Source organism: Paenibacillus tabacirhizosphaerae, from assembly GCF_040812395.1.
In the GTDB taxonomy this organism is placed as follows: Bacteria; Bacillota; Bacilli; order Paenibacillales; family NBRC-103111; genus Paenibacillus_E.
In genome coordinates, this window is the sequence record NZ_JBFNXH010000006.1 from 233,306 (window position 1) to 246,341 (window position 13,036).

Sequence of the window (13,036 nt, forward strand, 5' to 3'; positions counted from 1 at the left end):
TTGTTTAACTGCGTTTCTTCATCAATTGTATCGTTGTGATCAGCACGGCCGTCAATATCAAGAGCCCACGGACGATATACTGAACATATTCATTGACATTCAAGAGCGTCATCGCATTGATGAGTACACCCAGGAATATCAAACCGATAAAAGTCCCCCATACTTTGCCAATGCCTCCAAACAAGCTCGTGCCGCCAATAATGACCGATGAAATCGCAATCATTTCCCAGCCTTTGCCGAAGTTGAACGAACCGGACATAACCTGAGAAGAAACGAGCACACCGCTAAGCGCGGAGCAGAGCTGGACGACTATCATACATATCGTTTTGACACGCGGCACATTAATGCCTGACAGGCGGGCTGACTCCGGATTACCGCCTACCGCATAGACGGAACGTCCGAATTTGGTATAGTTCATCACGATAAAAATAATCGCGAATACAATAAGCAAAACAATGGCGGGAATCGGAATCGAGAATAGTTGGCCGGCTCCCAGTACATTATACCATGCGGGCAATGTCGTTACCGGAAATCCTTTTGATATAACAGCAGCAACACCATAGATAACATTCAACATAGCCAGTGTAATAATAAAAGAGGGGACTTTATACTTTGTTAAAATCCAGCCGTTAAACAGCCCGATCAAACCGGATGCCACAAATGACAGAATAATACCCACGATGACGGCAGCATCCATCGACATGATGCCCGCACCTGCAAGCTTGCCGGTCGTAAGGCCAATAATGACCCCCGTTAAAGCAACCGTGGATCCAATGGACAGATCGATCTCGCCAGCAATGATAACAATCGTCATGCCAAAGGCGATACAGCCCTGCAATGCCATATTTCTTAAAATGTTCAAGATGTTATCCGTGGTTAAAAAGCCGGATGATGCGAAAGTCATCATAATGACGATGACCAGAAGGATGATCTCCAGAACATGCTTGCTTAATTTCTTCTTCAAATTAAACGACGAAGAAGACAAATTTACGGATGCTGATGTTTTCATGATGCTTCCCCTCCCATACTAAGCGCGTAGAGCTCTTCTATTTTCAAAGCTTCCGGCGCATACTCCCCTGAAATTTTTCCGTCCTTCAAAATGAGGATGCGATGGCAAACCTCAAGCAGCTCCTCCAGCTCCGATGAGACCATGATGCTGGAAATCCCTTTGCGGGACTGCTCCCAAATAATTTGAAAGATTTGTTGTTTGGCATTAACATCAATGCCTCGCGTCGGCTCATCAAAAAACATAATGCTCGGTTTCGTGTTTAACCAATTTCCGACAACCACTTTTTGTTGATTCCCTCCGGATAGGGAGGACACCTGATGATTCACATCCGCAACCTTGATTTGGAGGTCATTCACTTGCCGTTGAACGAAAGATTCCTCTTCCTTTTTACGGATAAATAAACCCTTAGCTATTAAATCCAGGCTTGCCACACATAAATTATCCTTGATCGAAGCAATCTGAATGAGCCCTTCATGCTTACGGTCTTCCGGCGTGTAGGCCAGTCCAGCTTTTTTCATCTTTTCCGGAGTAGGCGATTGAATTTTCTGCCCACTGCAATAAATTTCGCCGCTATCAAACGGATCAGCGCCGAAGATCGATTTGAGCAGCTCGGTTCGGCCTGACCCGAGCATTCCCGCGATACCAAGAACTTCGCCTTTTCTTAACTGAAAGCTTACATCCTGAAACTTATGTTTACGGGTCAGCCCTTTTACTTCCAGTACAACTTCGCTCGATATCGTTAAATTCTCGGGACGGGTTCGTATTTCCACATCGCCAAACATCATGCCGATCAAATCTTTACGAGTCAAATCCTGCATGGGCGCTTTTCCGATAAAGTGGCCTTCACGCAAAACCGTGCAAGTATCCGCAATTTCCCAAAGCTCATGCAAACGGTGTGAAACATAGATAATGATGACATTCTTCTTTTTCAATTCCCTGATCATCTTGAATAACGATTCAATTTCGTTTTTCGCAAGGGCGGATGTCGGTTCATCCAATTGCAGAACCTTCGGATTAAAGCTCATTGCTTTTACAATTTCAATCATTTGGGCCTGACCAACGCTTAAGTTGTATACCGTTTCTTCTGCTGGAATATCCACACCAAGTTCTTTTAAAATTTCATTCGCCATCGCATATGTTTTTTTCCAGTCCACGACCATACCCTTCATAGGCATTCGGCCAAGAAAAATGTTTTCCGCAACAGTCAAGCCGGGTACTAGACTTAACTCCTGATAAACCGTCACAATACCCTTTGCAAAAGCATCTCTCGGATCACGAAATTTCAATGACGCTCCATCCAGGATGACCTCTCCCTGTGTAGGTTCGACCGCACCTGAAAAAATTTTCAGCAAGGTTGATTTTCCAGATCCATTCTTCCCAAGCAGTGCATGCACCTTTCCGCTTTCAAACGATACGGAGACTTGGTCCAAAGCCACAGTCCCTGGATATACTTTCGTTATTTTGCTGGTCTCCAATAAACTCATGGGCCTACCTCACAGTTCTCTCTCGTTTATATGGTTTGGGGATGCCTCGTTCTTCTGACCGGGCACCCCATTTGCAAGAAAATTCCAGACGGTTATTTACCCATTTTCGTTTTCAGATCGGCTTCGAACTTGGCAATGCCTTCAGGATTGGAACGGCTGAGCAGAATACCGTCTACAATGGTAGTCTTCCCTTTGCTCGCACTGACATCTTCACCTTTTAAACTTTTGATGAGCAGCTCCATCGCTTTATAACCCATGTTGTAAGGATCTTGCCCCGTAATGGCTTGGAGAATGCCATCTTTATCCTTTAACATTGAAATCAATTGATCGCTCGCATCTGTGCCGAACACAGCTACTTTGCCAGCTTTTCCGGCATTTTTCACGGCCATTGTCGCTCCGATTGTACCACCCTCATTAGCCGACCAAACAATATTTATATCCGGATGCGCTGTCAAAATATCACCTGTTACTGATACAGCTTTATCTTGAATCCAAGCGTCTTGGTCGGCAACAACTTCGACGTTAGGGTTGACTTTCTTCACTTCATCAAGGAATCCGTTTACACGGTCGGAACTTTGTTGCGGAAGTTGAGATTTGTACTGTAGAATGGCGATTTTTGCCTTTCCGTCAAGTTTCTCTTTGATATATTGTGCCGCTGCCTTACCTGTAATTTGTCCAATATTTTTATTCTCCGAGGTATACCCGCCGGCGATAAAAGATGCATTCGTCAAAGAAATATTCGTTACGGCAACCTTCAAGCCTTGTTCATCTGCTTTCTTTAAAGATGCGACAGAGGAATCCTGATTCAAAGGCGCGATCGCGATGCCATTTACCTTTTGCGAAATATACGTATTGATCAATTCTGCTTCTTTTCCTTGGTCATTACTTGTGTTGCCTGTTAGCACTTTAACTCCCGCTGCTTTTGCAGCATCTTGGTATCCAAGTGACAAAAGCTTCATGAATTGGTCTTCTTGGAACACAACACCCGCCACAACCAGATCTGTCTTCTTCTCAGGAGATTTGGCTTCCGTGTTTGCCGCTGGTTTTGATGATTCAGTGGCTGTCTTCGTAGTGCCGCAGGCTGCTAGAGAAAGGGAAAAAACGGTGACCGTCGCAAGAAGCAATAATTTTTTCATGTTTTTCATTGGAGCAACTCCCCTATTTTGAGTTTTTGGATACTGCATTCTTTGAAACCGCTATCACAAATACCCTTACAAGAAATATCCAACAAAGATTACTGATGGGACTTCCTTCACCCCCTGTAATGATTATTCAAACAATAGCTTACAACTTGAAGCATTCCTTGCTTGTAAGTAAATTATAGGCTGGAACAACAACCGCCTACAACGAGAGTAGTTTTATATTTCTTGTAGTATTTTTGTTTTTTTCTGTAAACCATTCCAAACATAAAAAGGACAGAAGTATGGAAATGGAACAACCATACATCTGCCCTTTTGCGAAGCGAAGCTACCGCTTGAATATTTAAATCAAATCTAAAACTACTCCCTTTTCCCAACCGATTGGCGAACGATCACGTCGCTGAACAGCAGCGTTTTCTCAAAAGGCAGGTCTGGGCTCCTCAATCTTTTCAACAGTACCTCCACGGCCCGCACACCCATCAATTCATTGTGCACATGCACCGTAGTCAAGCTTGGCAGATCGCGATACTCCTGCGTATTATCGAATCCTGTAATCGATACATCCTCCGGTATCCGAATGCCACGTTCGATGAGCAGCCGCATTACCGCATGCGCATAGAAATCGTTCGCGCAAACGAAAACATGAGGTAAATCTTTACTTTCAATCAGCCTATCGATCGTTTGTTCGATACCCTCAAGAGCGTTGTCCTCGTGGTTCAGCAAAGGATCTTCCGGCTCTGGGACGACAAGCCGATTCTCTTCAAGCACCGTACGGAATCCAAGCCAACGCTCATGAAAGCTTCGTGAATAATTCGGATTGCCGACGAACCGCATTCGGCGATGTCCGAGAGCGACCAAATTTACGGTCAACTTGCGGAAGCAGTCATAATTGTTAATGAACACCGAATCGCAAGGGATAAGCGGGTCCTCATGGTCGATCAAAACGAAAGGAATGGCCGTCTTTCTGATTTCCAGCAATAATTGGCTCGGTATGTAGCCAATGCCGATCAGACCGAGTACGGCGGATGGATTAATGATATCGATAAAGCCTTCGGCATTGTTCTCCGTTACCATCATCAAACGGGTTCCCTGCTTCTGCAGTTCAGAGGAAACCCCGTCCACGATCCTCCCCCAAAACACGGCGCTCCTCTCCTGAAATCGTATTTTAGGCATAAGCACGATAACCGTGTTTTTCACTATAGAGGACTTTCCCTTTTTCATGTTATGCTGGGCGGACTCGTTCTTTCCCCCCCACTGTGCGGCCAAGTTATAACCGAGAGACGTTGCGGTCTGTATAATTTTTGCTCTCGTTTCTTCACCAACACCGGGTTTACCGGATAGCGCCTGTGAAACGGCGAATTTGGATACCCCTACCTGATCGGCGATTTGTTGCATCGTCACTCTTTTCATATACGATCACTCCATCATAAGCTACACCACTCATTGTAGCATACTGCTGAGCATTTCACCTAACAAATATAGAAAAGTTAGTTTTCTCACGTCCCTTCTTCCCTTACGTTTGGTTGGGAGAAAAGCTCTTGTCTAAACCCACATGTTGGCGCATAGAGAGGAAACTTAAGTATGGGGTTCCAACCGCTGTTAAAGTCGTGTTCCTTGATTGGACAAGGTGGTGCGAACACGACTTTAAAGGCGGACGCTATCGCTTTTCCACCCCATACCCATTCCCTCTGTTCGACTTTGTGCTGCCTTCCACTTTCTCTTTTGACTAACCTGTCTTCCATCTGGTATTCCTGTCCACAACACCCCTGTAAGAGAAGGATTCCGGAGACATTTCGCCTCCGCAAGCTTCGCTAGAAAACCGAGGAGGTACTGCCGGTCCGCCTATTCCCCATGCACAGCAATATTCACGGAACTACGATGCCTTATTCCACGGTAACGTCCCTTTTCTCATCCTGAAGTGGAACTAGGGTGCGTTAAATAAGCCAAAATGCACTTAAAACTCAGCATTTCCTGCTCATAACGCACGGTAGTTCCGCGAAATGTCCCTACAACCGAAAATACCGCCGCATAACGCACCTACGTTCCGCTCACCCGTGCAAAAAGACGATCTCTCACAGATCGAGGCGGTATTTCAATGCGCCAAACCGCTGTGACACTTCCGGATCTTCTACCTCCATCCCGTCAAATGCTCGTACCACACGATGCGTGCGGAATTTCTCCGCTCAACGAGCTCGTCACACACATACCTAACGACATATGCTTACTGGCGTTAGATTGGGTATCCCTAACGCTGTAGTTCAGCAAAGAATTTAGCATTCTTTGTAAAAAAAGACTGCCTGATGTTGAACATCAGGCAGTCTCCCCGCATATTTACTTCTTATTCCAAACCTCGATGCGTTGCTTAAGCAGTTGGTCAAATTGGCCTTCCAATTTATGAACCCCGGCTTGTTCCATCTCTTTCTGGAACGTATCCCAAAGCACGTCGAAATTGTCCGGCGACTTCACAATCATCTCAGGCACACGTTTTCTGACGATGCCTTGAAGCTTCTGGAAAATAACTGCCCCATCCGTATCCGATGGGATATTGATTTGCCAAGCGGCTCCCCATGGCTTAACTTGGAATTCCGACGCTTTGGGGAACAGATCCTGCCACATCTTCGCATTATAATGAGACAGTACGTCTTTCTCTGGTGCCGTGTACGAGTCCATAATTTGCTGTTCGCTCTTGATCGTATACGTTTGGCCAGAAGGATCCTTCACGCCATCGCCGTGCTGCGGGAACGGATAGCCGTATACGCCAATGCCCGTTTTCTTGCCATATTGCGGATCCGCGTTGCGTTGATCCATATCCGTAACAACCCGCTTGCCATTCTCAATCTTGTACTGGGCACCTTCAATTCCCCAGTTGTTCAAAATTTGCGCTTCATCCGAACAGAGCCAATCCAGGAACTTGATAATGCGGACAGGGTCCTTGGCGCTCTTCGAAATGCCTATGCCGAAGCCAGCCGAGTAACCGGCATCTTGAAAGTTTCGGTTTTTGAGGCTTTCAGACTGCATAATTGGATAAACGCCGTAGGTAAGCTCCGGTTTGCCCCCCAGCTTCAGCGCTTGTTCCGGCTCCAGGTACTGCCACTTGGAATCGATCAATCCAAGGACGCGGCCGGAGGCAATTTTCGCCTTATACTGGTCGTATTTCTGGGTAAAGCTTTCCGGATCGATCAGACCGGTTGCATACATGTGGTTGAGCCATTTGAAATATTCCTTCTCTTCCGGACGCGTGTAATGGAAAACCGGCTTCTGCGTTTTTTCGTCGATATACCACTCGCCGTCGTCAGAGCCGCCTGTTGAGAACACAGCCGGATTCGTTATGCTTTGGGCGATGCGCCAGTCCTCGGCAATCAGCGTCAAGCCGATAGTCGGTTGCCCGTTAATCGTCGGATGATTATCCTTATACGTCTTAATAGCGTTTTCAAAATCTTGCAAAGTTTTAAGCTTCGGATAATTCAGTTCCTTCACGACCTGATGCTGCAGCATCATCCCGTCCTTCGGCTCCCACTGTTGCTGGTTAACGAAATAGGTGCCCAGGTAGTAAATAGACGGATCATCCTTGCTCCAGCGCAGACGATTCAGATAGTCGCCATACAGCTTTTTGATGTTCGGTCCATACTTATCGATAAGAGGTGCCAGATCGATAAAGCCACCGGCGTTGACGATCAGGTTCGTATCGTTTTTGGCGAAAATGAGATCCGGGTATTCGCCGCTGGCGGCCATCAGGGAAACCTTCTGCTTCGGATCACCGACCGGATAATCGATTTTCATCGTCACGCCTGTAAGCTCTGTAATCTTTTTGCCTACGGGGCTTTGCATATTTTCGTAGTTGGTATTGAGATCTGCGCTGAACATCGTGATCGTAGTCGGTTTTTTGTCATCCGAGCTTACACTTGGCGACGAACCTCCATCCTTCGAGGAGCTAGATCCGCCAGTGCCGCTTGTGCCTGCGTTCGCACATCCCGCGAGTACAAGAAGCGATGCCACCAGGGTTACGGCAGCCCATTTTTTTGTTTTTTCCATGCTAATGCCTCCCTTATTATTTAGTTTGTATGTAACAGAATCTCTGCTAATACCGCATGTACTCAACTCTTTACAGCCCCGAGCGTCAATCCCTGGACGAAGTATTTCTGAAGGAAAGGGTACACGACCAGAATGGGAAGTGTTGCTACAATGGTGATGGAAGCCCGAATCGACTCCGGCGATACGCGTGTAGAAAGCTCAGGGTTGCCGCTTCTGGCCATGTCGGCGCTGCTTGCCCCTGATGTTGTGTTTGCCAATATTTTCATGAGTTCATATTGCAGCGTCGTCAGATAATCCGAATTGCTGTTATAGAGGAACGTGTCAAACCAGGAATTCCATTGCCCGACCGCAATGAATAGCGCAATGGTCGCCAGCACCGGCTTACAAAGGGGAAGGATGATTTTGAAAAAAATCGTCATATCGTTGGCCCCATCGATTTTGGCTGACTCCTGAAGACTGATCGGAAGCCCGTCCATATAGGATCGGATCACGAAAATGTTCCATGCATTGACGAGTCCCGGCAAAACATACACCCAGAAGCTGTTCATCAAATGCAAATCACGAATGAGCATGTAGATCGGGATGATGCCTCCGGAAAAATACAAGGTCAGGACGAACAAGAGCGAAATTTGTTTTCTGGCGATAAAATCTTTCCGGCTTAGCACATAGGCCACCATTGCAGCGCTGAACACGCCAAACACGGTGCCGATCACTGTGCGGAATAAGGAGTTTTTAAACGCAATAAGCAAATTGTTGTAGATGAATATTTCCTTGTAATTTTCCAAAGTAAATATTCGGGGCCACAAATAAATGCCGCCTCTGACTGTATCCATCGCCTGGTTGAACGAGATCGCCAGCACATTCAAGAAGGGATACATGGTTACAACAGCCACAGCGATCATGAAAGCATACAGAAAGATATCGAAAATGGTGTTTTCGGATTTCATTTTCATTGTCGTCATCGCTTCGCCCCCTTAGATAACGCTTTCATTTGTCCACCGTTTAAACACACGGTTCGAAATCAGCAGCAGCGTAATGCTTACGATTGAATTCACAATCCCAACGGCTGTACCGAAGGAAAAGCGTCCCATTTTAATTCCGTAGTTAAGCACGTATAAATCGAGCACCTCGGAATAATCCTGTACGATACTGTTGCCAAGAAGGAACTGCTTCTCGAACCCTATGCTGGTCAACCAGCCAATTGACAAAATCATCATGACCATGATTGTCGGCCGTATGCCTGGCAATGTGATGTGCCAAATACGCCTGAACCTGCCCGCGCCGTCTACCTTGGCGGCATCGTACAATTCGGGATCGATACCGGAAATGGCCGCCAAATAAATGATTGAATTCCAGCCCATCTCCTTCCACAAATCGGACATTGTGACGATGCCCCAGAACCATTCTCCATGGGCCATGAACTGAATCGGCTTGTCGATAATGCGCAGGCCGACGAGCATCTGGTTGATGATACCCCCGTCTGTTGACAGTATTTTGGAAATCAGTCCTGCCACTACGACCCATGAGACGAAATGGGGCAAATACGAGATGGTTTGCATCGTCCGTTTAAACGGCATGAACCGAATTTCATTTAAAAATATGGCGAACAGAATCGGCACCGTATAACCGGCGGCCAAAGCCATAAAGCTCATCACAAGCGTATTCCGCAGCACAAGATAAAAATGGGGCTCCGAAAACAGCGCGATGAAATTGTCGAAACCAACCCAGGTTTGCTGGCTGAAGGGGATGCCGGGCTTGAACTTCTGGAAAGCCATTGTCCAGCCCCAAACCGGTATATAATTGAAGATGAGAATCCAGATAACAAACGGAACCGACATGAGAAACAAGTACTTCTGGTCGAGTGCGATCGACCATTTGGATTTCCCTCGCTTCGGGATTGCCATGGATAAGGAAGCTTCCTTTTCTGGGGTCATCGAAAACCAACTCCTCTCATTATCTAGGTGATGCCTGCAAATGAATCCAGGTGCTCGCGTAATCGCCCTTCACCTGCGGCAATGATAGTCCATCATGAAGCAAGCGATCTCCGGACATCATTTGAGCGGTCCCTGTATTTACATAAACCAATTCCGGATTCAAGCCATGCAGCTTCAGCCTCCGTACCGGTATGTTGGACTCTGCCAGCACCCGGAAATAGAACACAAGCGCTTCCGTTTGATCCTCGGAGATGAACATCCATGACGATTCGTTGCCCGCGAAGGGGCTGAGCAGCCGGTAGTAGTTTCCTGTCTGAACGAGAGATCGGAATCGCTTATACTGCAGGACTTGCTCTTTCACGATGCTCTTCTCTTCTTCAGACAGCTTAGTCAGATCAAGCTCGTATCCAAAGTTGCCGGACATCGCAGTGTCGCCTCTTGTCGTAAGCGGAGTCATTCTCCCAACCTGATGATTCGGCACTGCCGATACATGGGCTCCGATTGCGCTAACCGGATAAACGAGACTCATTCCGTACTGAATTTTCAAGCGTTCTATAGCATCCGTATTATCGCTGGTCCATGTTTGCGGCATGTAGTAGAGCATGCCCGGATCGAAACGCCCTCCGCCACTGGCACAGTTCTCGAACAAGATATGCGGGAAACGGACCGTCAAGCGTTCCAGCAACCGATATAGTCCGAGTATGTAACGATGGGCCGTTTCCTTTTGCTGCACAGGAGCTCGAACGGAAGAGCCGATTTCTGTCATATTCCGATTCATATCCCATTTCACATAGGTCACTTGAGCCCTTTCGAACACCGAACTAAGTGTTTCGAATATATAGTCGACGACCTCTTCTCTCGTGTAATCGAGCACTAGCTGGCTTCTCGCTTCCGTTCGCCTGCGCCCATCCACATGGAGGCACCAATCCGGGTGCTTGCGATACAACTCGCTGTCAGGCGATATCATCTCCGGTTCAACCCATAGCCCAAACTGAAGGCCCAGCCCCCGAATTTTCTCTGAAATGCCTTGCAGCCCTTCCGGAAGCTTGCGCCTGTCCTCAACCCAATCGCCAAGCGATGTCGTGTCGTCATCCCTTTTGCCGAACCAACCGTCATCCAAAACAAAAAGCTCGATGCCGAGGTCTACCGCCTCTTTTGCAATCGCTTCCAATCTGTCTGCGTCGAATTGAAAATAAGTCGCTTCCCAGTTGTTTACCAGGATCGGACGATCTTTGTCCCGGTAGACCCCTCTGCACAAACGGGACCTGTACAGCGAATGGTAGGTTCTAGACATTGCTCCTAGACCGTTATTGGAATAAACCAGTACAGCTTCCGGAGACTGAAACCGCTCTCCCGGCTGCAGTCGCCACATAAAATCAAACGGGTTGATTCCGATCGATATACGGGTGGAATGCATAGAATCCACTTCTGCGTCGATAACGAAGTTGCCGCTATACACAAAACTGAAAGCGAAAACTTCCCCTTGCACCTCATCCGCATTCGGAGCTGCAAGCGCCATGAAAGGATTAAGTTGATGGCTGCTGGCACCTCTTCTGCTTTCGATTCGTGTTACGCCGGGGCCAAGCGGCCGGCTCTGGATTTGCCCCTCTCTCGTCCATGCGCCTGATAAATATACGGCATTCAAATCACAGCGAGGCAAGTCCACACTAGCGCTCAATGCGCGGTGAAGGTGAAGCGCTTTCAAACCGCCATTGAAAAATCGTACCGATCGCGCGATGGCATTGTATTCGACGAATACGGTATAACTTAGCCATACTGTCAATCCCGAATACACGTCCAGCAGCTCCAGTTCAAGCGTCTGCGCTTCCGACTCCAGTTCTGCATATGTCGCTGGCAGCCCCTCCAGTGCAGGTTTACCTGACAGCAAGCGGTAGCTTTGATACGTAAGCTCGCTTATCCGGCTGCCATCCTCAAGTTCGACTTGATAAGCCGGATTGCGAAAATCCCCGGTACCATATTGCGGATATTCTTGGGGAAGCTTATCCAGATTGGTCTCGTTCAGGAGTTGCGAGTACAATTCGCAGGCCACCTGGCTAATCTGCAATTTTTTCCCCCAATATACATGAAGCGGATACCCGCGATCATGGATTTGAATGACATAACTCATGTCTTTGGCTTGCAAATGAAACCGTCGTTGCTCTTCATCAATGAAGATTCCCATCAGTTGATCTCCTAACATCAATAACATTTAACATAACAATTAATAATATATCAATAAAATGTTTGTTTGTAAATTAGTTTTTTAAGAAAACTTTTTTGTAATATTCAAGAGCTTATGTGCATATCGAGACACTGGTTTATAACGAACCGTTCCATCTATCGACATGAATATAGCCTTTTAAGTGGTAATTTTTCAGCAATTTCGCATATAGGCGATCCCGCCTTCTCTTCTCACCTAACAACATACCATTATCACCTAACTTTTTTTCACGAAATACATCGCACCTAGTCTATTGGCCGCACAAAAAGACCGAACAGAATACATCCTGCTCAGCCGCTTCGTCATTCCTGATTTCTATTTGATTGAATCTCGTCTCCATTTATTGGTTCGTTTGCACTTAAAAAAGATTCATCTTGCCGCCCAGACCATGCCCCTTCGAACCATCGTTTCCACCTGCGGCAGCAAGAGGATATCGGGGGAATGCCCCAGCGCGTTAAAATATACACGCCCTTTCCCGTACATCTTTATCCAGGACACGGGCATCCAAACCGGTCTCCAAATAAGCGGCGGATTCACGTGATCGAAATAAGTGGCGGCAAGCACTTGAACAGACGGATCATACATCATATACCATTGCTCTGTAGTCACGGTAAAATCCCCGATCCCTACGACCAGCGGATTGTACGGATCGACAATATGAACCCTGTAGGTCGCCCCCGTATCCCCAGGATGCGCAAGGAACTGGCCGCCCACCATGGCCTGATAGCTGATTTCACAACGGAAGGCGTCACCCATACCGTGGACCCCCGCGAGACCCGTACCATTTTGAACAGCATCCGTGAAATTGCGCAGCTGCTCCGCGGTAATTGTACCGGCAGTCCAGTCGGGAACGATCAAATCCATTCTCTTCAGTTTTTCTACATCCAGAAATACATCAAGTGAATCCGCGATTTCCACCTCAAAATTTTCTTCTTTCAATATTCTTGCTAATATTCCGGCAATCACACGGGGTTGGTGACCCGGATAACCACCTTGTACAATCAAAGCTTGTTTGCGGATCTGATTCCGCCAAGGATTATAAACGCCATTAACGATCGGGAGCGGCATTGACATCATATGCTTCCCTTCCTTTCACCTCTATTCTCCACCAATGTATGCGATGCCGTAACACTCAATGTATGCTGGTTGCACGAATCTCCTTCTATATAAACTCAATAAACAAATTATTTACTGTATTCGAATGCTTCAGATCGGCA

General features: G+C 47.0%; 9 protein-coding genes. All 9 read right to left on the bottom strand.

The features are described 5' to 3' along the window. Positions 1-4: 4 nt before the first annotated feature. Positions 5-1,009, bottom strand: a complete 1,005-nt coding sequence (locus tag ABRS97_RS13545) for an ABC transporter permease (protein WP_367814635.1) — start codon at positions 1,007-1,009, stop codon at positions 5-7. Then, the gene (locus ABRS97_RS13550; RefSeq protein WP_367814638.1) at positions 1,006-2,493 is read right to left on the bottom strand and encodes a sugar ABC transporter ATP-binding protein; all 1,488 of its coding nucleotides are present in this window, start codon (positions 2,491-2,493) and stop codon (positions 1,006-1,008) included. The genes ABRS97_RS13545 and ABRS97_RS13550 overlap by 4 nt, the downstream gene beginning before the upstream one ends. Before the next feature lie 92 nt (positions 2,494-2,585). Next, positions 2,586-3,638, bottom strand: a complete 1,053-nt coding sequence (locus ABRS97_RS13555) for a substrate-binding domain-containing protein (protein ID WP_367814640.1) — start codon at positions 3,636-3,638, stop codon at positions 2,586-2,588. 354 nt (positions 3,639-3,992) lie between these two features. Beyond that, positions 3,993-5,042 carry a LacI family DNA-binding transcriptional regulator gene (locus tag ABRS97_RS13560; protein WP_367814642.1) on the bottom strand — a complete coding sequence of 350 codons (1,050 nt, stop codon included), beginning with the start codon at positions 5,040-5,042 and terminating at the stop codon, positions 3,993-3,995. A gap of 921 nt (positions 5,043-5,963) precedes the next feature. Then, positions 5,964-7,664 (bottom strand): ABC transporter substrate-binding protein, encoded by a 1,701-nt coding sequence (locus ABRS97_RS13565; RefSeq protein WP_367814644.1) that lies wholly within the window; start codon positions 7,662-7,664, stop codon positions 5,964-5,966. A gap of 62 nt (positions 7,665-7,726) precedes the next feature. Then, positions 7,727-8,626 (bottom strand): carbohydrate ABC transporter permease, encoded by a 900-nt coding sequence (locus ABRS97_RS13570; protein ID WP_367814646.1) that lies wholly within the window; start codon positions 8,624-8,626, stop codon positions 7,727-7,729. Positions 8,627-8,638: 12 nt separating this feature from the next. Continuing rightward, entirely contained in the window at positions 8,639-9,598 is a 960-nt protein-coding gene (locus ABRS97_RS13575) for an ABC transporter permease (RefSeq protein WP_483312454.1), read from the bottom strand. A gap of 19 nt (positions 9,599-9,617) precedes the next feature. After that, positions 9,618-11,780, bottom strand: coding sequence for an alpha-galactosidase (locus ABRS97_RS13580; RefSeq protein WP_367814648.1), 2,163 nt, complete (start codon positions 11,778-11,780; stop codon positions 9,618-9,620). A gap of 408 nt (positions 11,781-12,188) precedes the next feature. Continuing rightward, positions 12,189-12,896: a ThuA domain-containing protein gene (locus ABRS97_RS13585; RefSeq protein ID WP_367814650.1), complete on the bottom strand. Its 708-nt coding sequence runs from the start codon at positions 12,894-12,896 to the stop codon at positions 12,189-12,191. Positions 12,897-13,036 lie beyond the last annotated feature (140 nt).